Below are 24,010 nucleotides of genomic sequence, written 5' to 3' on the forward strand. Positions count from 1 at the left end.
AATGTACTTCCCCCACAGTAAGTTAGGATGATTGAGTTTTGATGGGGTATTATATTTCTCGCTGAAAAAATTTTAATCCTGCGAGAGGAACATATTTTCAGCTTATTACATTTTCTCTTTTTGGAAGCTTGTTTTTTTAAAAAAATCAGATTTTTAATCACTCAAGCTGACAGTAAAATACCGATTCCTTCAACTACATTGGGGAAATTGAGGTAGAAAAACAATCACCTAATAACGTTCACTTTATTTCACTTCAGCTATTTAGTAGTGTAAGGGAACAAATAATTTGCGTCAACAATATAGTTTACCTCATGCAAAAAGTGACCAAAAAAATAGCACTGATCTCATTCATCAGTGCTACTTTTGTTATCTAGGTCTTTTATTCTTTGGTTTCTTTCTTTTTTTGTTGTTTGGGTTTTCTACTCGGGCTATTTCAAAATCAACCGCCCGTTCATCCGTATTTACACTAGCTACCTTTACTTTTACTTCGTCACCAATTCGGTAAACCTTCGCTGTTCGTTCTCCAATCATCGCATGTCTTCGTTCATCATAATGATAGTAGTCATCTGTTAGATAACTAACATGAACAAGTCCTTCAATGGTATTTTCAAGTTCAACGAATAATCCAAAGTTGGTAACGGAGCTGATAACCCCAGTGTATTCTTCGCCAATTTTATCTTTCATGAACTCTGCCTTTTTCAGATCATCCGTCTCTCTTTCGGCATCGACTGCTGTCCGTTCTCTTTCACTTGTATGTCGAGCAATCTCCGGCATGGCTTCTTTCCAATAATTCACCGTCTTCTGGTCCATTTGCTTATTGATTAAATAGGTCCGAATAAGCCGATGGACGATGAGATCCGGATAACGCCGAATTGGCGAAGTGAAGTGTGTATAGAACTCTGTAGCCAAGCCAAAATGTCCAACGCTTTGAGGATCGTATTTTGCCTGCTTCATAGAACGAAGCATTAATTTAGATACAATCATTTCTTCTGGTTTATCTTGGACATCTTCGATTACTTTTTGTAAGGCTTGTGGGTGCACTTCATTGCTCGTACCTTTCACTGTATATCCGAGACTTGCTAGAAATTCAAAGAAATTTTGCAGTTTACCTTGGTCTGGTTCTTCATGAATCCGGTGAATAAATGGGACATCCATCCAATGAAAATGCTCTGCAATCGTTTCATTTGCTGCTAGCATAAACTCTTCGATTAAACGTTCTGCTACAGAGCGTTCTCTTAGAACAACATCCTGAGGTACTCCTTTTTCATCCACCAATACTTTTGATTCTTTAAAGTCAAAGTCTATAGCCCCACGGCCCATACGTTTTCGGTTGAGTACGGACGCAAGCTCTCCCATTTGTTCAAAAAATGGTACGAGATCTTTATAGCGTTCCATTACTTCCGCATCTTTATCGACAAGTATTTTATTTACATCACTATACGTCATTCTTTCATTTGTTTTAATAACACTTTGGAAAATCTCATGATTGACAATATCTCCTGAGGAGGTAATCTCCATCTCACAGCCTAATGTTAATCTATCCACCTTGGGATTTAACGAACAAATTCCATTTGAAAGCCGATGCGGAATCATCGGAATAACCCGATCTACCAGGTAAACACTCGTCCCTCTGTCAAACGCCTCTTTGTCGATTGGGCTGTCTTTGTCAACATAGTAACTAACATCAGCAATATAGACACCAAGCTTGTAGTTTCCATTATCTAATCTTTTAACAGAAACAGCATCATCCAGATCCTTTGCATCCGCACCATCGATGGTGACAATCGTTTCGTCTCGTAAGTCACGGCGCCCTTGTAATTCTTCCTCTGCAATGGTCTCAGACGTATTTGCAGCCTGTTCAAGTACTTCTTCAGGGAAGTCAACTTTAATGCCATGCTTGTGAATAATGGAAATAATATCAATACCTGGGTCGTTTTTATGACCAAGTATATGAATGATTTCCCCTTCGGCACTTTTATGCTTTTCCGGATACTTTGTGATATGAGCAATCACTTTGTGTCCGCTCACAGCACCATTTGTGGAACCTTTCGGAATGAAAATGTCATTAGGAATCCGTTTATCATCTGCTATTACAAACCCAAATGAACGATTATCCTCAAACGTTCCAACTACTTGAAGTGTGGCACGCTCCAATATGCGAATTACTGTTCCCTCTGGTCTTTGACCATCCTGATCTTTCTTTTCAAGGCGGACAAGCACCTTATCATTGTTCATAGCAGATGCCAAGTCTGAATGATGGATATAGACATCTGTTTGATCCTCATCGTCTGGGATGAGGAAAGCGAATCCTTTTGCATGCATTTGGATCCGTCCTCGTACAAGGTTCATTTTCTCTGGAAGACCAAATCTGTTCTTTCTCGTGCGCACAAGCTCTCCATTTTCCTCCAGCTCGTTCAGTGCTTTAACTAATTCCTTAAATTCAACTGCATCTTCAACTTCCAACACGTCTTCTAATTCATCTACGGATAATGGCTTCGTACCGTTTTCTTTAAAATAATTTCGTAATCTCTCTTTCATTCGCTCACCTTCTTTCTTTATTATTATTTACCTTTTATAAGCGTTATAATCATACTTCCCAGTCAAGCTGTTCTAGAAACTGATAAACCTCTTCAAAGACTTGTTCCTTTTCTTTCCCCATCGTAATCACATGACCAGAATTCTCAAACCATTTTATTTCTTTCTTATCCGCTTCTACCTGATCGAAAATATAAGAAGCACTATCTGTGTTAATCATTTCATCTTTTGTTGCCTGGATAACCATTGTTGGCGTATAAATGGTATCAATTTCATTCTTTACTTCTGTAATAAAGTTCCCAAGATCACGAAATACATTATTAGAATTTGCCATAAGCTCTTCTAGTTCAGAGCTTATCGTGTCTTCCTCTTTTCCTTCCAACTGCTTGTACTCTTTCGAGAAAGCCTTAAATCCTTTCGTCAACTGCGTTTCATTATCAAAGAACATAGGGGAACACATTGTAATTACTGCTTTCGTCTTTTCCGAATATGCCAATTTTAAACCTAGTACTCCTCCAAGGGAAAGACCAGCCACGGCAATTTCTTTATACCCTAGTTCTTGCAAATGGCGATACGCTTTTAGAACATCCTCCCACCACTCGTCAGGGGTTGCTTTAATAAGCTCTTCAGGCGGTAAACCATGTCCTCGATAAATCGGCGCATGGCTTGTGTAGCCTTGCTTTTCCAGGTAGCGTCCGAGCATTCTTACATCTGCAGAGTGTCCAGTAAAGCCATGTAATAATAATACTGCTCGCGGTCCTGCTTCAAACGTAAAAGGTTGTGGTTGTTTTACTTTCATTTGTGTTGCATCTCCTTTATATATCTGTTTCACTTGATAGCCATTCAATAAGTAACAGGAAAAAAGCTTCTCCCCCGATACTTGTTCGAACATTCTATATCTACTTTACCCTTTTTTAATCCAAAATAAAAAGCAATAACCCTTATCACAAATGTGATAAGGGTTATTATTATTGTAGGATATATGCACTTAGAAATGCTAAAACGAAAAACAAAACACCGGTTACGATCGTTCCTCTGTGAAGAAAAAGATCAGCCCCTCTTGCCTTTTGTTTCCCAAATAACTGCTCGGCCCCACCAGAAATCGCACCAGACAGTCCTTCACTTTTACCTGACTGAAATAATACAAAAATAATCATAACGATTGCATCAATAACTAACAATACATGTACTAAAGCTTCCATCTATGCAAGACACCCCCAGATACTAAAACACAAACAATCCGTTGTTTGCGTCTGAATATACCAATACTTATCTCTACTTTAGCACAATCTTGTTTTGGATAGCAAGTCTATTTTAAAAGGATAGATGTTATAATAGACTGACGTGTTCATAGTATTAGGAAAACATCTGTAGGGGGACTCTAAATGATAGAAGAAGATTGGCTAGAAGTAGCAGACAATACGGAAATCTATTTTAAGAAATGGTATAACCCTAATCAACAACCAAAAGCGATTATCCAACTGGCTCATGGGATGGTAGAGCATATTAATCGCTATGACGATTTTGCAAAGCAGCTTGTAGATATGGGGTTTTATGTTTATGGGAATGATCACAGAGGACATGGGAAAACTGGAGAACGACAAGGTTTATTAGGTTTCTTTGCACATAAGGATGGTTTCTCAAAAGCGTCAGAGGACCTTTTAATGATGACAAGAAAAATAAAGGCAACATACCCTTCTATTCCGATCATTCTCTTTGGCCACAGTATGGGGTCCTTTCTAGTAAGACATTATATCCAACAACATAGCCTTGAGATTCATGGAGCTATTCTTTCTGGCACCGGCTATTTTCCATCCCTCCAATCACGTGCTGGAAAATTCTTAGCGAGCCTACAGCCTGCAAAAGAACCCTCTGGACTGATGAATTGGCTTGCGTTTGGCCGTTATAATAAAAAGATAAAAGATAAACGCACGAAAGTGGATTGGTTAACTCGAAACGAAACTGCAGTGCAGGATTATGAGCGGGATCCACTCGCAGGCTTTGTCCCAACAGCTCGCTTTTTCTACGATCTAATGTCTGGTCTATTAGTGATTCAAGATAAACAGCGGAATCAATCTATTCGGAAAGACCTTCCCATCCTATTATTAAGTGGTGATCAAGATCCAGTAGGCCAATATGGAAGTGGTGTATGGAAAACGGCTCAATTATATGACCAAATAGGACTGAATCGTGTTACCACCATGCTGTTTGAAGAAGGTCGGCATGAATTGCTATTTGAAATAAATAAGCATGAGGTCTATCGAGCCATCGAAGGTTGGATCACTGACACGTTACGTATCAAAGTTTAATCCTTGTGTAATAACGAGCAAGCGTTTAGAATAGAAGCTGGAGTGTATAAACGTATTTCACGGTTTTATCGCTAATATTTTTTTGCAATAAGGAAGGTTGGTCAAAATGAAAAATGTACAAGGAATCGCTGCATCATCCGGTATTGCTATTGCGAAGGCATACCAACTAGAAACACCAGATCTTTCATTTGAAAAGAAAACAATTGATAATCCCCAGGTGGAAATAGAGAGATTGGAAAAAGCGCTTGACGTTTCAAAACAAGAGTTGGAAAAAATTAAAGCACATACAAAGGAACAGCTTGGTGACGAACATGCTGAGATCTTTTCTGCACATCTACTAGTATTAAGTGACCCTGAGTTAATAAACCCAATGAAAGACAAAATAAACGCTGATAACGTAATGGCAGAAACAGCACTTGAAGAAACAGCTACCATGTTTATTGACATGTTCAAGAGCATGGACAACGAATACATGAGAGAACGCGCTGCTGATATTCATGATGTTACGCAACGTGTGATGGCTCATTTACTTGGTGTAACATTCCCAGATCCTGCATTAATTAATGAGGAAGTAATTGTAATCGCCAAGGATTTAACACCATCTGACACAGCTCAATTAAACAGAGAATTTGTAAAAGGCTTCGCTACAGATATTGGCGGACGTACTTCTCACTCAGCAATTATGGCTAGATCACTTGAGATTCCTGCTGTAGTTGGAACCAAAGAAATTACGACTTCAGTATCTAAAGACGACATGGTGATTGTAGACGGCATGGAAGGAAAAGTAATCCTTAACCCATCTGAAGAAGAAATTGCATCCTACCGAGAAAAGCAAGAAACGTTTGCAAGACAAAAAGAAGAATGGGCTAAGCTAAAAGATGAACCGACATTCACGGCTGACGGCGAGCAAGTAGAGCTTGCAGCAAACATTGGTACACCAGAAGATGTAACAGGAGTTCTTAACAATGGTGGGGAAGGTGTTGGACTTTACCGTACCGAATTTCTTTATATGGGTAAAAACGAGCTTCCTACAGAGGACGAACAGTTTGATGCTTACAAATCGGTTCTGGAACAGATGCAAGGCAAGCCTGTTGTTGTACGTACACTAGATATCGGTGGCGATAAAGAGCTAAATTACTTAGATTTACCGAAAGAACTGAATCCGTTCCTTGGATTTAGAGCAATTCGTTTCTGTTTGGAAAATGAAGATGTTTTCCGTCCACAACTACGCGCACTATTACGTGCAAGTGTTTACGGAAACTTGAAAATCATGTTCCCTATGATTGCGACAATCGAGGAATTCAGAAAAGCTAAAGCAATTCTTCTTGATGAAAAAGAAGCACTTAAGAACGAAGGAAAAGACGTTTCGGATGATATCGAAGTAGGTATCATGGTAGAAATCCCTTCTACAGCCGTAATTGCAAAACAATTTGCTAAAGAAGTAGATTTCTTCAGTGTAGGAACGAATGACTTAATTCAATACACGATGGCAGCAGACCGTATGAATGAACAGGTTTCTTACCTTTATCAGCCATACCATCCAGCTATCTTAAACCTAATTAATAACGTGATTGAAGCAGCACACAGTGAAGATAAATGGGTTGGTATGTGTGGAGAAATGGCTGGTGAACCGTTAGCAATTCCAATTCTTCTAGGACTTGGTCTTGATGAGTTCAGCATGAGTGCAACTTCTATCTTGCCTGCACGTACACAATTAAAAGATCTTTCTAAGAAAAAACTTGCTGCCAATAAGGACAAGATCCTTTCTATGGGCACAGCAGATGAAGTCTTAGAATATGTAAATGAACTAATTAACTAAATCTAAATAAAGATATTATGAAGCCGGAGGGAATCGTTGATTTTAACGAGTTACTCTCCGGCTTTTCTATACTTTATTTATTTATAATTTCCAGTTTTTCTTCAATCGCGGTTCGGCCTTTATTACGCGGAACTTTTAGTGGATAACCCATCTGAAGTACAGCAGCAATTTTCATCACATCACTATTTATTCCAATTCTTTCTACAAACGTTTGATCATGCATGTACGGTGTAATCGTCCACAACACTCCTACACCGTGTTCCCAGGCAGCAAGTTGGACGTTTTGGATGAATGCACACACTGCAGCGTAATCTTCCTCATAGCGAATAGGATCTTCATCCACTTCGAAAAAAATTACCGCATGGTGCGGAATTTCTAATAAAAACTGTTTCATTGATTCCTTCATTTTAATAGTTTTAGGTTCTTTGTCTGTGCGAAGCATACCAATTCTTTCGTAACTCGATATGATCTCCTTGATAAAGAATTGCTTTCCCTTTTCTTGAAATACTTTTATTTGCCAAGGTTCCTTCATGTAATGTGTCGGGGCATAGGAAGCGTAGTGAAAGATATCCAGTAGTACGTTATTCTGTACTTCCTCTTTTTTAAAATTATGTATTGACCGTCTGTTTTTTATCGAGTCTAAAATAGAAATGCCCTTCATCCTCCCGCTTATCCTTTTTACAATTAGCATAGCAGGGCTTCCTTTTAAAGGTCAATGGGTTAAGTAAAACGTTGGCCACTCATCACAGTCATAAAATCCATAAAAAACTGCTTATAGTTTAGCTGGAAAGCGATGTCATGTTTATTTGGCTCTACTTCTCCATCTGTAAGAAAAGGTCTGATATCTGCAATACTTTGCCCGCGTTCTGTACCTTCTGCAGCTTGCACAATATGTACTGGTAACCTTTCATATGTAAGCATATCTGGCTTGATTGCAGCCATTAGAGTTAACACATCATGCAATGGACTACCAGTTATGGATGGATTCCTTTCTTTATAAAAATTATAGTAATAGTCTAATAGCGGTTTTACAATGTCTATCGGACCATATGCGTCAATATAGTCCACCATTTTTGGTGTTGCGATTGCTTGCTCTGTTACGTTAAGAGGGATTATTTTTAGATTTTCTGCATATCTGAGTACTACCTGTGCAGCAACCGGATCCCCATAAAAATTAGCTTCAGATACAGCCGTAATATTACCCGGTACCCAAAAAGCCCCTCCCATTACATAATACCCCTTTACCTTACGCATCAAATCACCATATAGCAGAAACATTGTTGCTAAAGAAGTTAAACGACCAATATTCACGATCAGCAAATCCTCATTTTCTTTAATAATATCCACAATTTCATGAAAGTTTTCTGTAATACCATTCATGAAATTTAGAGGAGGAATAATGGGCCCTAAGCCGAACTCACCATGGATCTCCGGTACGTAGACTGGGAGTTCACCAGTCATTGGTGCTTCAGCTCCTACAATGATGGTTACCTGTTCTGTCATTTCACTGCTTAATAATGTCCGTACATATTGAATATTGGCCAAAGCATTTTCTCTTGAGATATTCCCATAGTCAGCCACTACTCCGACAACATCAATTTCATCATTTAAATAGGCATAAATAAGTGCTACTGTGTCATCTATTCCAATATCTCCAAAAAGCAATACCTTTTGCGCCACATTAATCTCCCCCTGTATAAAGTGAAACTTCAATCAGTGGGTTTTTTGTTCTTCCCACTGATTGTTAGTTGAACGAATCGGGGTGTTAGCGTCCGTTTACTCCCACTAAAAACATAACCGTTTCACTTCATATTTTATAGTGGGAGTATTACGGACGGTTGCACCGGGATAATTTTTACATTACATCCTATTTTATTGAACTACAATTTGTCCTATGCTAAGCAGATTGATATCTTCAATTAACAACAGAGGCGAGGGCGAGGTTTCTATATAACACAAAAAAGCATCCCCCTTGCTTCTTTTGCAAAGGGGATGCTTCTCCTTGTGTTTGATTATTTTTTTAAGTTATAGAATGAATCTAAGCCACCATATACGCCTAGGCCAGCTAATTCGTCTTCAATACGAAGTAATTGATTGTACTTCGCTACACGGTCTGTACGAGAAGGTGCACCCGTTTTAATTTGTCCAGCATTTGTAGCAACAGCGATATCAGCGATCGTTGCATCTTCTGTTTCACCAGAACGGTGAGAGATAACAGCAGTATATCCAGCGCGTTTCGCCATTTCAATTGCTTCAAATGTTTCAGTAAGTGTACCAATTTGGTTCACTTTAACAAGAATAGAATTTCCTACACCTTGCTCAATACCTTGGGAAAGCTTCGTAGTGTTTGTAACAAATAGATCATCCCCAACTAATTGAACACGGTCACCAAGACGGTCTGTTAATAGTTTATGACCTTCCCAGTCGTTTTCATCAAGGCCATCTTCAATAGAGATGATTGGGTATTTATTTACCATTTCTTCATACCAGTCTACCATTTCAGCAGAAGTACGAACAACACCCTCGCCTTTTAGGTTATATTTGCCATCTTCATAAATTTCGGAAGCCGCAACGTCCATAGCAAGCTTCACTTCTTCGCCTGGTTTGTAACCAGCTGCTTCAATTGCTTCTACAATCGTTTGAAGAGCTTCTTCATTTGAACCAAGGTTTGGAGCAAATCCACCTTCGTCACCTACACCAGTGTTATATCCTTTAGAGTTAAGGACTTTCTTCAATGAATGGAAAATCTCAGCACCTGTACGCAACGCTTCTTTGAAAGTCGGAGCAGCTACTGGCATAATCATGAATTCTTGAATATCAACATTGTTATCTGCATGCTCTCCACCATTTACGATGTTCATCATTGGTGTTGGCAATGTTTTGGCATTAAATCCACCAAGATAGTTGTAAAGTGGTACTTCTAGATAGCTAGAAGCCGCATGAGCAACAGCCATGGAAACACCAAGAATAGCGTTTGCACCTAATTTTCCTTTGTTTTCTGTTCCATCAAGTTCAATCATTAATGCATCAATGATATTTTGACGTGTTACATCAATACCTACTAATTCTGGTGCGATTACTTCATTTACGTTTTGTACTGCTTTTTCTACACCTTTACCTAAATAACGGTCTTTGTCACCGTCACGTAATTCAACAGCTTCGTATTCTCCAGTGGAAGCACCACTTGGTACTAGAGCAGATCCAAATGCACCGGACTCTGTGAATACTTCTACCTCTACTGTTGGGTTACCGCGTGAATCAAGTACTTCTCTTGCATAGACATCTGTAATATATGGCATGTAAATCTCTCCTTTTTTTGGTTTCTCATTCATCTTACCTGACTTTTGTTAAGATAGGCAACTTACTTTAGTAAAGATTTTCCTGTCATTTCCTCTGGCTTGGAAACATCCAGTAGATCAAGTAGAGTTGGAGCAAGATCTGCAAGAATTCCGCCGTCGCGTATTGTTGCATCTTCTTTTGTTACAATAACTGGCACAGGATTTGTCGTATGTGCTGTCATAGGGTCTCCATCCACTGTGATTACTTCATCAGAATTACCGTGATCAGCGGTAATAATTGCATTTCCACCAAGAGAAACGATTTTATCGATTATTTTACCTAAGCATTCATCCACTGTTTCAATTGCTTTTATCGTTGGCTCAAGCATACCAGAATGACCAACCATATCAGGGTTCGCAAAGTTTAAGATAATCGCATTTTGGTTTCCTTCATCAAGTTCTTTTAGCAACGCGTCTGTTACTTCATATGCACTCATCTCCGGCTGGAGGTCATAAGTAGCAACTTTTGGAGAATCGATAAGAACACGTTTTTCTCCTTCAAATTCTTGTTCGCGTCCGCCACTCATAAAGAATGTAACATGTGGATACTTCTCTGTTTCCGCAATACGTAACTGGTTCAAATTGTTTTGTGCCAGTACTTCCCCAATCGTGTTATCAAGATTTACAGGCTCGTAAGCTACATAGCCATCCACCGATTCACTGAAATTGGTTAGCATTACAAAGTCAAGATCCTTTGGTACATTTTCTCCCCTGTCAAAATCACGGAAGTCTTTATTGGCAAAAGTACGAGAGATTTGAATAGCTCTGTCTGGACGGAAGTTATAAAAGATGATGGAATCTTCGTCCTGTACCTTACCTACTGGGTCGCCACTTTCATCTGTAATCACAGAAGGAAGTACGAATTCATCATAAATGCCGTTTTTGTAGGAATCTTCTACTACTTCTTCGGCATTTGTGTATGTCGGCCCGTCACCGTGAACCATCGCATCATATGCTTTCTTAACACGATCCCAACGCTTATCGCGATCCATGGAATAATAGCGACCAGAAACCGTTGCAATTTTTCCGATGCCCAGTTCTTTCATTTTGTCTTCTGTTTGGGCAATGTACTTTTTAGCAGTTTGCTGACCTACATCACGGCCATCTAAAAATGCATGGACATATACCTCTTCAAGACCATTGTCTTTGGCAAGCTTCAGCAACGCGAACATATGGCTAATATGACTGTGGACACCACCATCAGACAATAGACCAAAGATATGCAACGCCTTGCCTTTTTCTTTAGCAGAACGAATTGATTTTAAGAAAGCTTCTTTTTCGAAAAAGTCTCCTTCTTTAATAGAAAGATTAACTCTCGTTAAACTTTGATACACAATTCTACCTGCACCGATATTCAAATGACCTACTTCGGAGTTACCCATTTGACCTTCAGGCAGGCCTACAGCCTCTCCACTAGCGGTCAGCTGATTGTGGGCGTACTTCTCCCAGAATCGGTCGAAATTAGGTGTATTAGCTTGTTTTACTGCGTTTCCCATCTCTTCATCGCGTATTGCAAATCCGTCAAGGATAATCAATGCAGCTAATTTATTTTGTGTCATTATTTACCAGCCTCCACGAGCTGCAAGAATGAGTCTGCCTCCAGACTTGCTCCGCCAACTAAGGCACCATCAATATCTGATTGAGCAAGTAATTCTTTAATGTTTGCTGGTTTCACACTGCCACCATATTGTAGAACAACTTTTTCTGCAGTTTCTTCTGATGTTACATCTTTTACAACATTACGGATATGGGTACAAACTTCATTTGCTTGTTCACTTGTAGCTGTTTTTCCAGTTCCGATTGCCCAGATTGGTTCGTACGCAATAATCGTACTAGCTACCTGTTCCTCAGAAAGTCCTTCTAAAGCAGCTTTTACCTGGTTTCCTACATGATTCATTGTTTCATTTGCTTCACGTTGATCAAGTGTTTCACCAACACAAACGATTGGAGTTAGACCGTGTTTAAATGCAGCCTGTGTTTTTTTATTTACCGATTCATCTGTTTCTGCAAAAAGCTCTCTACGCTCAGAGTGTCCAAGTACGACATGTGTAACGCCAAGATCTTTTAACATTCCAGGACTTACTTCTCCTGTGAATGCACCACTTTCTTCATAATGCATGTTTTGTGCTGCTATTTTCACCGGTGAATTTTTTGTTTGCTCAACCAAGCTAGCAAGGAAAGGGAATGGCGCACAAACAATCGCTTCAGTCTGGTCTGATTCGGGAGCTTTATTTACAACTTCTCCTACAAATTCAGTCGCCTCAGACAATACTTTGTTCATTTTCCAGTTACCTGCAATCACATTTTTACGCATACGATCACCTCTTCAATAAATTTTGATTCAAAAACAATTATTTATCGTTTAAAGCTTCCACACCTGGAAGTGCTTTGCCTTCCATGAATTCTAGGGATGCTCCACCACCGGTAGAAACATGATCCATGTCTTCCGCGTAATCAAATTTCTCTACTGCAGCAGCAGAATCTCCCCCACCAATTACAGTATAACCTTCTGTGTTTGCAAGGCTCTCTGCAACAGCTTTTGTTCCACCAGCAAATACGTTTAATTCAAATACTCCCATTGGTCCATTCCAAATTACTAGTTTGGAATCTGCCACAATCTGGCTGTATTTCTCACGCGTTTTTGGCCCGATATCTAATGCTTCCCAATCTGCAGGAATTTCTTCAATATCTACAATTTTGGTATTTGCCTCTTCAGAGAAGTCATCTGCTACCACAACATCTACAGGCAATACAAAATTAACGTCGTTATCTTTTGCTTTTTGCATGAATTCTTTCGCAAGATCAAGTTTATCTTCTTCTAATAGAGATTTTCCAATTTCATGGCCTTGTGCTTTGATAAACGTATACGCAAGTCCACCACCAACGATAAGGTTATCTACTTTTTCAAGAAGGTTATCTATTACATTAATTTTATCTTTAACTTTCGCTCCACCTATAATGGCTGTAAAAGGGCGCTCAGGGTTTTCAAGTGCTTTACCCAGTACTGCAATTTCCTTTTCCAAAAGTTTACCAGCAACTGCTGGAAGCTTCTCCGCAACCCCTGCAGTTGAAGCATGTGCACGGTGAGCAGCGCCAAAGGCATCATTTACATAGATATCAGCCATATCTGCGAATGCTTGAGCAAGCTGTTCGTCATTTTTTTCTTCTCCTACTTCAAAACGAACATTCTCTAAAAGTAGAATATCGCCATCACTTAAGCGAGATAGGGCTTCATTTACTTCACTGCCGTATACTTCGTCTGTTTTCACTACTTCTTTGCCAAGAAGATCGCTAAGACGTTTTGCAACAGGGTCAAGGCGTAACTCTTCCACTGCTTCGCCCTTTGGACGACCTAAATGACTTGCAAGAATAACGGTGGCACCTTGTTCACTAAGATACTGGATAGTCGGCAGGGCTGCCTTAATTCTAGTATCGTCTGTAACCTCTCCGTCCTTCATTGGTACGTTAAAATCGACACGACAAAAGACCTTTTTACCTTTAACGTCAATGTCTTGAAGTGTTTTCTTATTCATTAAAACAACCTCCTGCTTTATTAAATTATGTAGCACTTATAGCTTTTCCCTTAATAGTTTGAGGTTAATCATGTAACAAGCAAAAGACGAAGGAGGATTTATCTCCTCCTCCGCCTGCTTAATTAACCTGACTGCTGGTAAGGTGAATCTTACAGTCCTTGTTTTTTAAGAAATGCAGCTAGATCCACACAACGTGAAGAATAACCCATTTCATTGTCATACCAAGAGATTACTTTAACCATGTTATCTTCAAGTACCATAGTTGATAGACCATCAATGATTGATGAATGTGAGTTACCTACGATATCAGAAGAAACAAGTGGCTCTTCGCTGTACTCAAGGATTCCTTTAAGATCGCCTTCTGCAGCTTCTTTCAATGCAGCATTAACGTCTTCAGCTGTTACGTTTTTATCCAACTCTACTACTAGGTCAACTAGAGAACCGTCTGGAGTTGGAACGCGAACTGCTCCACCGTTTAATTTGCCGTTTAATTCAGGAAGTACTTTACCTACTGCTTTCGCTGCACCAGTTGTAGTTGGAATAATGTTTTCAGCTGCTGCACGAGCACGACGGTAGTCTTTATGTGGCAAATCAAGGATTTGCTGATCGTTAGTGTAAGAGTGAATTGTTGTCATCAAGCCACGTTTAACACCAAATTTATCATTTAATACTTTTGCATATGGTGCAAGACAGTTTGTAGTACAAGAAGCGTTAGAGATAATGTTATGGCTAGATGGATCGTATTGATCATCGTTAACACCCATAACTAGTGTAAGATCTTCATCTTGTGCAGGTGCGGAAATAATTACTTTTTTCGCTCCAGCTTCAATGTGTTTCTGTGCATCTTCACCTTTAGTGAAGCGACCAGTTGATTCAATAACAACTTCTACACCCAGATCTCCCCAGCCTAGATCTGCAGGGTTACGCTCAGATAGTACTTTAATTTCTTTTCCACCAACAACAAGGTTGGAGCCATTTACTGAAATTTCTTGATCAAGTTTACCATGAACAGAATCGTATTTTAACAAGTGTGCTAGCATATTAGCATCTGTTAAATCGTTTACTGCTACTACTTCTACTTCATCATTTTTAAGTGATTGACGAAATACGTTACGTCCAATTCTACCAAAACCATTAATACCTACTTTTACTGCCATGTATATTCCTCCTATAAATAGAAATTAATTTTATATATAAAAGGGTTACCCCTTCAATATCTCTTTCGCAGCTGCTTCATCCGTGATCAGAAGATTGCTCTTCCCTTGTTTAAAATAAGAATCAATTGCTTTTCCTTTGGAGCTACCGCCCGCAATGGTTACAACATGATCGATTGTTTGAAGGTCCTCTAATTGAATGCCTACGGTGCGTACCTTATATACAACATTACCCATTGCATCAAAATAGTAACCAAATGCTTCACTGATAGCCTGTTTGTTGTAGAGTTCCACAGCAACCTGCTCGGGTGTTTTTCGACGTTTCGCCATTGTCATGGCATCGCCAATTCCGTGAAGGACAACTGTTGCTCCCTTAACATGCTGAAGTGTCTCGTTAATAGATGGCTCGTTAATAATTGTCTGATAAGCAGATTCACTCAAAGGATCTGGCGCATAGAGCAAACGGTATTGTACCCCGGCTTTTCTCGCCATTTCAGCAACAATTGTGTTGGCTTGGTTTTCTACCTTTTCCCCAATTCCCCCACGCGCTGGTACAAATAAATAATTATTTGCCTTATCTAATGGGTTCATGACATTCGCTACAGCTGCCATCGTAGTTCCACCAGTAACTGCGATGATATCCTCGTTATCTACTACAGACTGAAGAAAGGAAACACATGCTTTCCCCATTTCCTGTTTGACCCATTCATATTGATCACTATTTCCAGGTACCACAATGACCTGCTCAATATTCAATTTATCCTTGATTTGCTTTTCTAAAACACTTAAACCTTTAATTTCATTCATAAATTCGGCCAACTGTTCTAGAATTACCTTACCCTCTTTTGAGATATACATTCCTTTTGTGGTAATTTTTATGAGTCCTTGTTTAGATAAGAAGTCAACCTCACTACGAGCATTTCTTTCAGACATACCAGTGTTTTCCGCTAAACTACGTCTTCCAATTGGCTGGAACAGGTCTACACTGTGCAATACAGCATACCTTTGCTGCATTACTTCCACTAAATCTGGAACTAGTTTTTTCTGCAAATCAATTAGATCACTCATTCAGATCCCCTCTTGTTGGACACAAAATGTCCCAGATGGTTATATTATGTCCCAGAAACATCAAAAAAAACTTCCTTCGACATTTATTATAGCAAAGATATAAAATTTCACAACTAAAATGAATCGTTCAGGTTTTACACTTCCCCAAAAGGAAGTTAGCTATTCACCGTTTTGTAATGCTCGTACAAGTGTATCCCAATCTATTTGGGAACCATCGAACGATTCCTCTCCGATAATCACACATGGGATAAGCAAATGATAGCGCTCCATCCACTCGTCATTCGTTTCGATATCCCTTTCTATTAAATTAAAGCTATAATCCTTTTGAAGAAGCTCCAACATCATTTTTGCTTCATCACATAAGGAACAAGGGTTCTTTGTGTATAAAATTACATTTCTCATCTCACGTTTCCTTTCTCTTGCTAGAAGATGGGATTTCCTGGTGCTCTCGGTATTTCATTACGGTTCTTCGGGCGATGTGTAGCCCGTACACTGCTTCCAATTTTTCCTTAATCTCTCTATCTGATAATGGCTTCCGTTTATCTTCGTTTTTAACCAGGTCAGCGATTTGTTGTTTCACAACAATGGAAGAAGTTTTCGTGCCATCTGCTTGTTGAATTCCAGATTGCAGAAAAAAATTTAATGGAAATACTCCACTTGCTGTTTGAATATATTTATTTGAAACCGTTCTGCTTATTGTAGAAGTATGCAACTCAAGAACATCTGCAATTTCTTTTAGTGTTAAAGGTTGAAGCATGGACAAGCCATTTTCGAAAAAAGGAGATTGCTTCTCTATAATACAATGAATCACCCGTTCTAATGTATTATGTCTATATGAAATAGCTTTTCTAAGTGATTCAACTTGGCTCCATTTATTATTAAGGTAACGTACAACGTATTTTTCATCTGACACGAATTCTTTATAATTTGGATCTATCTTTATGCTAGGGCTGCTCCAAGAAAAAAACGAAACATGCCATTTTCCCTGTTGCTTATAAATAGAAGCTTCCGGAGTAATATAGTTCGTCGTTTTGGTTGTTATGCGCTTCCCTGGTTTTGGATCGCATCTTCTAACCTTTGCCAACAAGCCTTCTACCTCAGGTTCGGACAAACTATAATATTTTGATATAGATAAAACATCGCCTGCAGCAACCCAATTTAGATTATCTCCTAACAAGTCTTGTAATAAGTCAGGGTCGGGGGCATCTTGTGCTAATTGTAGGTAAATGCATTCGCTTAGTGACCTGGCCCCTATACCAGTTGGTTCCAACGACTGAATATACAATAGTGCCTTTTCAGCGCTTTGCAGTGTTATGTCACAAGCATTGGCCCAAAATTCCAAATCAATTTCAAGGTACCCGCTTTCATTTAATGAATCAATTCCATATAAAACGGCATGATGTATCTCCTTTGGTATAGTTAGCATATACAATTGCTTCTTTAATTTTTCATACATGGTTAATTCCTTCACATTTAATTCGATAGGGGCTACTAGCCCCCCTCTAGATGGATGGAAATAAGAAACATCATCCTGATAAATAACTTCACCTATTAAAGGATTTTCTTTTTCAATTTCCTTTATATATTCCATTAAATCAAAACTTGAATATTGCAGTAATTGGAGAGACTGAAGAAGGGATTGGTTCATTTTACGTTCAAGTACCTGTTCTTGTAGTAAATTCATCCTTACCCCCCCTATATATACTCTAACTCTTATTTTGCCATAAAATCACAGTTCCATCTAGCTTACACTTCATATAGGTGTTAAATCTGAATATGTTTTCAACATTTCTCTCTACTATTCACGATACCCTGTGTTTGCTTTCACCTGGACTTCGGCATACCGTTGCAAGTCAACTTCTTTAGAGAGAACTGTTCCTAAATATCCCCCTAAGAAACCTAATGGAACAGATATTATAGCCGGATTAGTTAACGAGAAGATAGGTTCCCCTACAAATAGCGCTGCGCCTTCGATGGGTGAAAAAACATTCGGACTAATTGCCACCAAAATTAATGCAGAAACTAACCCTAATACCATCGCTGTTACAGCACCACTTGTATTAAAACGCTTCCAGTATATCGTGTAAAGAATAACAGGTAAGTTCGCACTTGCCGCCACGCAAAACGCTAACGATACTAAAAAGGCGACATTCATATTTTGAGCAAATAATGCAAGTAGAATAGAAAAGATAGAAACACCTAAAGAAGCGTACCGTGCTGCCAACATTTGCTGCTTATCCGTTGCATTACCTTTTTTTATAATTTGTCCATAAATATCGTGTGCAAATGCAGAAGCTCCTGACAAAACTAACCCTGCAACAACTGCAAGTATCGTGGCAAATGCTACTGCTGAAACGAATGACATTAACAAATTACCACCAAGTACTTCAGCCAATAAAGGTGCTGCCATATTTCCAGCCGGATTAGCTGCAGCTATAAGTTCCTCGCCCACAAAAGCAGCTGCCCCAAACCCTAGAAAAATCGTTAGTATATAAAAAACTCCAACAACCCATGTAGCAGTAACGACGGAGCTTCTTGCTATTCTAGCATTTTTCACTGTAAAGAAACGCATTAAGATATGAGGTAAACCAGCAGTCCCTAATACAAGTGCCAACATTAAGGATATCGTGTCCAAAGGAACGGTGTACTTTAGCCCTGGGTTTAAGTAATCGGCCCCATGACTCGTCGCTGTTTTCATTTCACTAAACATTCCAAGTATATTAAAGTTAAATTTTGCGAGTACCATAAAAGCAATAATAACAGTACCAATCATTAATAATACCGCTTTAATAATTTGAACCCAACTTGTCGCAGTCATGCCTCCAAATAATACATAAATAGTCATCATTACCCCAACTATTAGTACGGCAATCCAATAATCTATCCCGAATAATAGTTGGATGAGAGCACCTGCCCCTACGAGCTGCGCAATCATATAAAATATAACAATCGTAAGCGTACTTAGGGCAGCAATTCCCCTTACCTTTTTTGCATCAAACCTCGCATTTATCATGTCAGCAAGTGTGTATTTACCTAAGTTTCTCAAAGGCTCTGCTACTAAAAACATAACTACTAAGTACGCTATTAAAAAGCCAATACTGTAAAAGAAACCATCAAACCCATAAAGCGCAATGGCTCCAGCAATACCTAAAAAGGAAGCTGCAGACAAATAATCTCCAGCGATAGCAAGTCCATTTTGCCAACCGGTTAATCCGCCACCTGCCGTATAAAAATCACCAGTTGTTTGAGTCTTTTTAGCTGCAAAATAAGTAATAACCAATGTAGCGAAGACGATTACTAAAAAAAGTGTCACAACCGTTCCGTTCATTCTTTCCCCTCCCCTAATTGGTCAGCTATTATTTCATCAGATTGTTTATCAAAATGCGCAGATTTTTTAACATAGATAATGCAAAACACCCACGTCATAATAAATTGCGCAAATGCAAAAATCCATACCCAAGATATATCACCAATCGCTGGAGAATTTAAAAGAGTGGTGTAAGAGGTTAAAATCGGGAGCAGAAAATAAAACACTAAAAATATAATGGTTAACGGGACAACGAATCTTTTACGCTTTGCAAGTAAATTCTTAAATGAAGAACTTTCGGTGATTTTCTGATAGTCTGGTTTACCTTCTGTAAAATCTTCGTGTTTGTATCCGCTTTCATAACTCATCCTATTTCCTCCTTGATTACATGCTCCATATGAGTACAAGCATGATTTGATTAAATAAATGGTATACTAATTTTTGTTAAGTTACAATAAATTTTAGGAATATTCTTTAAATTGGTAGTATAGTCTTAGTCTACATACTGAGATAGAGGAAGTTTGTCTTAAATGATAACTTTATGTACAGTAGCGCAGAATAGATAGAACCCATAGTATCGTTCCTTATGTCATACCTCAAATCTGAAAATCACGTTATACTTTGATATAGTTAATATGGTGGTTTCGAGGGATTTTTACAAAAGGTTGTCGATTATATAGCCACTAAAATATTAGTAAGGATGATGAATGTATGATAGAAGTTTATACAGATGGTGCCTCTCGTGGAGACCCAGGTAAAAGCGGTGCAGGTATATACATAAAACAAGGAAAAACTAAATTTGAGTATGCGATACCTTTAGGAGAACTTTCCAATCATGAGGCAGAATTTCTCGCAGTAATAAAAGCTTTGGAAATTTGTGAGGAGCATTTTCCTGATGAGATTATTTCAATCCGGTCTGATTCGAAATTGGTGGTTGATGTAGTGGAAAAGAACTTTACCCGTAACCAAAGCTATAAGCCATTTTTAGAAACCATTGTCCAAAAATCTGCTACGTTTCCCTACTTTTTTATTAAATGGATACCCGAGAAGCAAAACTATCATGCAGACAGACTCTCTAAGCAAGCTATAATGTAAAACTTCATTTGGCCGATCCCTACAAATGTTAGTTGAACGATTGAACCTTTACTGGCAGTTGATTCCGATTGCATTCTTAAATTGTGGTCTTACTGCTATTTAAGGTTGGATAAGCGAAATACTATAAATAAAGGAGTTTAGTTCATGCCACACCGTAGAAGAAAGAAAGAGAGTATTACTCATCTTATTATGAGGTACTTCATGCTTTTCATTGGCGCAGCTTTAGCAGCAGCCTCTATTGAGCTTTTTCTCGTTCCTAATGAAATTATTGATGGCGGGATTATCGGTACCTCCCTGTTAATCAACTATTTAACCGACTTTAGCTTCGGGGTGCTTGTATTAATTATCAATATTCCTTTTTTGTATGCCGGACTAAAACGACTCGGGAAGGATTTTCTGTTTTCCTCCCTATTTAGCATTCTCGCCCTTGCTATCGTTGAGTCATCCTTACACCATGTAGCACCCATAACAGATGACAATTTGCTGGCAACAGTATTTGGTGGTCTTTCACTTGGTGCAGGTGTTGGGATTGTCATCCGCAACTCCGGTGCATTGGATGGCACAGAAATCCTGGGTATTATATTATCGAGAAAAATTCCATTCTCAGTCGGTGAGTTTGTGATGTTTATTAACATTTTTATCTTTCTCTGGGCAGGATTTGTGCTTGGCTGGGAACAGGCAATGTTTTCCATCCTCACCTATTACATTGCATCCAAAACAATTGATGCAGTAGGGCAAGGATTTAATGAAACAAAAGCAGCCATAATTGTTTCCAATTTAACAAGCGAGATCGCTGATGAAATAGGAGAGACGCTTGGAAGAGGTGTAACCAAGCTGTATGGTCAAAACAGCTACCAGGAAACGGATACAGAAGTGATTTACGTAGTCGTGACTAGACTTGAAGTGGCCAAGCTAAAAGTTCTTATACATGGTATTGATCCAGGGGCCTTTACGACTATAATGGATACGCAAGAAGTTCATGGAGGAAGATTCAAAAGCGTAGGTCACTAATTTATAAAAAGGAAGAACACTCCTTAACATGATAGTTCTAAAATCCCAAAACAGTTTATAAAAGCCAAGCGATGTATTATAGTCGCTTGGCTTTTATTTTCATCTTCTATCTCCCAGAAGAAAAAGGACTAACTTTATCGCAGATCTTCCACGCGGTTTTCTAATTCTCCGATGTTCTCAATCTCAATCTTAACCGTATCACCGTCGTTCAAAAATCCTGGCGGGTCCATAGCAAAACCGACACCATTCGGAGTACCAGTCAAGATAATGTCACCTGGCTCTAATGTCATAATTGAGGATATGAATTCAATTAGGTAAGGAATATTAAAAATAAGATGCTTCGTATTTGATGATTGGCGTTCCTCCCCGTTCACAAATGATTTTATTTTCAGATTAGCCGGATCAGTAATCTCATCAGCTGTCACAATCCATGGCCCGACAGGTGTACTGCGGTCAAGGGTTTTTCCCTGTAACCATTGTGGTGTACGTTTTTGTAGGTCTCGAGCAGAAATATCATTTCCAATTGTATAGCCAAGAATATATTCACCAGCATTTTCTTTATGTACATTGGAAGCTTCTTTGCCGATAACAATAGTCAGTTCAGCCTCATAATCGAGCTTGCTTGTTAAATGGCTTTTCTTAATTGCGTCCTCTGGTCCAATCAATGCGTTAGCAAACTTGGCAAATAATACAGGGTAGTCTGGTATGTCACTTTTCATTTCTGCTGCATGTTCAGCATAGTTTTTCCCAACACAGATGATCTTTCCAGGGCGTGAAATAGGCGTACCCAATTCGACCTCTTCTCTGTCAAACTGTAATGGCTCAACGTGTTTAAGTTCGACATAGTTCACAGCCTGTTTCGCTAGTTCAAATGTATCTGGCCCAGCGAGAAAAAAGGCATTCGGGTCTGCTGGAAAGTTCTCTGTAACTTCTCCCCCATTTGCGATCTCCATTTGTCTAAATGCATCCTCCAAGTCCAATACATTCTTTTTATCTAACATTGCCCCAATCCGAAATGGGTTATTTTTTCCTTTTCTATAGCTAACAAGTTTCATATTCTCACCTCTTTAATATTTTAGGAGTGTTGATGGATAATGTCTTGTACCTCTCTTAGTTGTGAGACGGAGATCTGGCCGGGTGCAGATTGGTGCTTACCAGCAGCAAACGTAGCAACACTTCCAAAAATTTCTCCGGACAGACGGCTTAATAAACCTAGTTTCCCCATCGCCATAGTAATGACAGGTAGTCCTGATTCCTTCGCCTCCTGGGTCACATCCAATAGTGTTAGCAAATCCTTCACCGTCTGTGGCATCACCGCAACCTTAGGAATATCTGCACCAAGCGAGGCCATTTTTTGCAAACGAAAAAGCAAGGTCTCCTTTGCAGGCGTGTGGGTGAATTCATGGTTAGACAGGATAACCTTTATGCCTTTTTGTTTTGCATGGTTCATCATTTCTCGTAGCATGGTTTCATCTGTAAGTAATTCCATATCTATGAGTTCTATTCGTTTCGTATCAAGTACCACTTTTATTAGATTGAAATAGTCCACTAAGGACATAGGGCAATTACCGCCCTCTTGTTCAGTTCGAAAGGTAAATAATAGTGGTGTGTTAGGTACCTTCTCGCGAATTAGACTCAGCATATGACCTACTGCAGCGTAATCTGCCACTCTCTTAAAAGCATCTGCCCGCCATTCAATAATATCCGGATTCAGTTCTTTAATATAAGCGATCTCTTCCAGTAATTCGCACTCAGAGTATCCCATAATTGGAACAATTATTTTCGGAATCCCTTCTCCTATTGTAATGTGTTTTACCTTGATTGGTTTCATTTGGTATCCTCCAGTAGTATTTCTCTAAACCTATTCTATCATTTTTAGGCCTACATTATCAGATAATTCACTAGCTCTTTCTTTATATAGCATAAAACCTTACCTTTAAGGTGAATCTCTTATCATCCAACGTTACAATATGATATCTTTCCCCTATACTAGAATAAATTAATTACATTGCGAAATGAGGGTGACCATGGAGCGAGAAGACAAGAAAAGTATTGCCTTAACTGGATTTATGGGGGTCGGAAAAACATCTATAGGACAAGCTTTAGCGAAAAAAACAGGGAGACAGCTTATCGATATCGATGCAGAGATTGAAAAAGCACATGAGCTTCCTGTGCCGGAAATATTTCGTAAATATGGTGAAGAATATTTTCGAGAAAAAGAAAAAGAAATGATTCAATCCTATAGTCAGGAAAAAAAGAAGGTTCTATCTTTAGGAGGCGGAGCATTTCTGCAGCCAGAAGTGAGAGAAATTTGTATGGCATCCTGTTATGTTATCCATTTGGAACTATCCTGGGATAAATGGGTCGATCGGTGTGAACAACTCATCGAGACAAGACCCGTGCTACAAGGGAAGAGCCTTGATGAAATGAAAACTCTGTTTCATGCTAGAAAAAAAATCTACCAGGAATACCATCTGAAAATTAACACGGATTATTTATCCATCGACGAAGCCGCCGACGAAATAATACAATTATTATAAAGTGAACCTTCAATCAGTGGGGATTTTCATTCTTCCCACACTGATTGTTAGTTGAACGAAGATAAATGAAAAAGAGACAGCTCTTGATTTTTCCAAGAGCTGTCTCTTTCTTTTTATAGCGCGCCCGGAGGGATTCGAACCCCCGGCAAACCTGGTACCGGAAACCAGTGCTCTATCCAACTGAGCTACGGGCGCAAATTCTATTTTTCAAATAAGACACATAGGCTATTATAACGCCCCTGATTATTAGATACAAGCTTTTTATTAAAAAAAGGCACGAAAGTACTGTTTTTTAACTAGT

22 protein-coding genes and 1 tRNA gene are annotated in these 24,010 nt (G+C 39.0%); 5 read left to right on the forward strand and 18 right to left on the reverse strand.

Annotated elements, in window-relative coordinates; all coding sequences use genetic code 11:
• Positions 1-366: 366 nt before the first annotated feature.
• The 3 genes from rnr to secG all read right to left on the reverse strand — a co-directional run bounded on the left by rnr (position 367) and on the right by secG (position 3,737).
• Positions 367-2,538 (reverse strand): ribonuclease R, encoded by a 2,172-nt coding sequence (gene rnr, locus BN988_RS08020; protein WP_036574972.1) that lies wholly within the window; start codon positions 2,536-2,538, stop codon positions 367-369.
• A gap of 49 nt (positions 2,539-2,587) precedes the next feature.
• Positions 2,588-3,334: an alpha/beta hydrolase gene (locus tag BN988_RS08025; RefSeq protein WP_036576510.1), complete on the reverse strand. Its 747-nt coding sequence runs from the start codon at positions 3,332-3,334 to the stop codon at positions 2,588-2,590.
• A 169-nt stretch (positions 3,335-3,503) separates the two neighbouring features.
• A complete protein-coding gene (gene secG / locus BN988_RS08030) occupies positions 3,504-3,737 on the reverse strand; it encodes a preprotein translocase subunit SecG (RefSeq protein WP_036574975.1) in 234 nt (77 codons plus the stop codon).
• 183 nt (positions 3,738-3,920) lie between these two features.
• Between secG and BN988_RS08035 the strand changes: the two genes are divergently transcribed.
• Both BN988_RS08035 and ptsP read left to right on the forward strand, forming a co-directional pair.
• Positions 3,921-4,844 (forward strand): alpha/beta hydrolase, encoded by a 924-nt coding sequence (locus BN988_RS08035; protein ID WP_036574977.1) that lies wholly within the window; start codon positions 3,921-3,923, stop codon positions 4,842-4,844.
• A gap of 106 nt (positions 4,845-4,950) precedes the next feature.
• Positions 4,951-6,663, forward strand: a complete 1,713-nt coding sequence (ptsP, locus tag BN988_RS08040) for a phosphoenolpyruvate--protein phosphotransferase (RefSeq protein ID WP_036574979.1) — start codon at positions 4,951-4,953, stop codon at positions 6,661-6,663.
• Positions 6,664-6,736: 73 nt separating this feature from the next.
• Here ptsP and BN988_RS08045 read toward each other — a convergent pair whose 3' ends face one another.
• From BN988_RS08045 to BN988_RS08100, 12 genes are all read right to left on the reverse strand, one after another.
• A complete protein-coding gene (locus tag BN988_RS08045) occupies positions 6,737-7,354 on the reverse strand; it encodes a nitroreductase family protein (RefSeq protein WP_231495205.1) in 618 nt (205 codons plus the stop codon).
• A 29-nt stretch (positions 7,355-7,383) separates the two neighbouring features.
• The gene (locus BN988_RS08050) at positions 7,384-8,343 is read right to left on the reverse strand and encodes a nucleoside hydrolase (RefSeq protein ID WP_036574982.1); all 960 of its coding nucleotides are present in this window, start codon (positions 8,341-8,343) and stop codon (positions 7,384-7,386) included.
• A 332-nt stretch (positions 8,344-8,675) separates the two neighbouring features.
• Positions 8,676-9,962: a phosphopyruvate hydratase gene (gene eno, locus BN988_RS08055; RefSeq protein WP_036574984.1), complete on the reverse strand. Its 1,287-nt coding sequence runs from the start codon at positions 9,960-9,962 to the stop codon at positions 8,676-8,678.
• A 62-nt stretch (positions 9,963-10,024) separates the two neighbouring features.
• The gene (gene gpmI, locus BN988_RS08060; RefSeq protein ID WP_036574986.1) at positions 10,025-11,560 is read right to left on the reverse strand and encodes a 2,3-bisphosphoglycerate-independent phosphoglycerate mutase; all 1,536 of its coding nucleotides are present in this window, start codon (positions 11,558-11,560) and stop codon (positions 10,025-10,027) included.
• Positions 11,560-12,315: a triose-phosphate isomerase gene (gene tpiA / locus BN988_RS08065; RefSeq protein WP_036574987.1), complete on the reverse strand. Its 756-nt coding sequence runs from the start codon at positions 12,313-12,315 to the stop codon at positions 11,560-11,562. Before tpiA ends, gpmI begins: the two co-directional genes overlap by 1 nt.
• Positions 12,316-12,352: 37 nt before the next feature.
• Positions 12,353-13,534, reverse strand: a complete 1,182-nt coding sequence (locus BN988_RS08070; protein ID WP_036574989.1) for a phosphoglycerate kinase — start codon at positions 13,532-13,534, stop codon at positions 12,353-12,355.
• A gap of 149 nt (positions 13,535-13,683) precedes the next feature.
• Positions 13,684-14,691, reverse strand: coding sequence for a type I glyceraldehyde-3-phosphate dehydrogenase (gene gap, locus BN988_RS08075; RefSeq protein WP_036574991.1), 1,008 nt, complete (start codon positions 14,689-14,691; stop codon positions 13,684-13,686).
• A 45-nt stretch (positions 14,692-14,736) separates the two neighbouring features.
• Positions 14,737-15,756 (reverse strand): sugar-binding transcriptional regulator, encoded by a 1,020-nt coding sequence (locus BN988_RS08080; RefSeq protein WP_036574994.1) that lies wholly within the window; start codon positions 15,754-15,756, stop codon positions 14,737-14,739.
• A 159-nt stretch (positions 15,757-15,915) separates the two neighbouring features.
• The gene (locus BN988_RS08085) at positions 15,916-16,158 is read right to left on the reverse strand and encodes a glutaredoxin family protein (RefSeq protein ID WP_036574996.1); all 243 of its coding nucleotides are present in this window, start codon (positions 16,156-16,158) and stop codon (positions 15,916-15,918) included.
• A 1-nt stretch (position 16,159) separates the two neighbouring features.
• Positions 16,160-17,440 (reverse strand): RNA polymerase factor sigma-54, encoded by a 1,281-nt coding sequence (rpoN, locus tag BN988_RS08090; protein ID WP_036574999.1) that lies wholly within the window; start codon positions 17,438-17,440, stop codon positions 16,160-16,162.
• Positions 17,441-17,554: 114 nt separating this feature from the next.
• On the reverse strand, positions 17,555-19,084 hold the full coding sequence (locus BN988_RS08095; RefSeq protein WP_036575003.1) for a solute symporter family protein: 1,530 nt from the start codon (positions 19,082-19,084) through the stop codon (positions 17,555-17,557).
• Positions 19,081-19,431 (reverse strand): DUF485 domain-containing protein, encoded by a 351-nt coding sequence (locus BN988_RS08100; protein ID WP_036575005.1) that lies wholly within the window; start codon positions 19,429-19,431, stop codon positions 19,081-19,083. The genes BN988_RS08095 and BN988_RS08100 overlap by 4 nt, the downstream gene beginning before the upstream one ends.
• A gap of 343 nt (positions 19,432-19,774) precedes the next feature.
• Between BN988_RS08100 and BN988_RS08105 the strand changes: the two genes are divergently transcribed.
• Positions 19,775-20,158, forward strand: a complete 384-nt coding sequence (locus BN988_RS08105) for a ribonuclease HI family protein (RefSeq protein WP_036575007.1) — start codon at positions 19,775-19,777, stop codon at positions 20,156-20,158.
• Between the two features lie 144 nt (positions 20,159-20,302).
• Positions 20,303-21,169, forward strand: a complete 867-nt coding sequence (locus BN988_RS08110) for a YitT family protein (RefSeq protein WP_036575010.1) — start codon at positions 20,303-20,305, stop codon at positions 21,167-21,169.
• A gap of 134 nt (positions 21,170-21,303) precedes the next feature.
• Here the strand turns inward: BN988_RS08110 and BN988_RS08115 are convergent, their stop codons facing one another.
• Together BN988_RS08115 and aroD are read right to left on the reverse strand one after the other, a co-directional pair.
• Positions 21,304-22,224: a fumarylacetoacetate hydrolase family protein gene (locus BN988_RS08115; RefSeq protein ID WP_036575013.1), complete on the reverse strand. Its 921-nt coding sequence runs from the start codon at positions 22,222-22,224 to the stop codon at positions 21,304-21,306.
• Positions 22,225-22,244: 20 nt separating this feature from the next.
• Positions 22,245-23,000: a type I 3-dehydroquinate dehydratase gene (aroD, locus tag BN988_RS08120; protein WP_036575016.1), complete on the reverse strand. Its 756-nt coding sequence runs from the start codon at positions 22,998-23,000 to the stop codon at positions 22,245-22,247.
• A gap of 196 nt (positions 23,001-23,196) precedes the next feature.
• Between aroD and BN988_RS08125 the strand changes: the two genes are divergently transcribed.
• Positions 23,197-23,709, forward strand: coding sequence for a shikimate kinase (locus tag BN988_RS08125; RefSeq protein ID WP_231495206.1), 513 nt, complete (start codon positions 23,197-23,199; stop codon positions 23,707-23,709).
• A 119-nt stretch (positions 23,710-23,828) separates the two neighbouring features.
• Here the strand turns inward: BN988_RS08125 and BN988_RS08130 are convergent.
• A tRNA-Arg gene (locus BN988_RS08130) sits at positions 23,829-23,904 on the reverse strand.
• Positions 23,905-24,010: the final 106 nt, after the last annotated feature.

The sequence above is a fragment of the Oceanobacillus picturae genome, from assembly GCF_000612865.1.
Taxonomy (GTDB): Bacteria; Bacillota; Bacilli; order Bacillales; family Amphibacillaceae; genus Oceanobacillus_B; species Oceanobacillus_B jordanicus.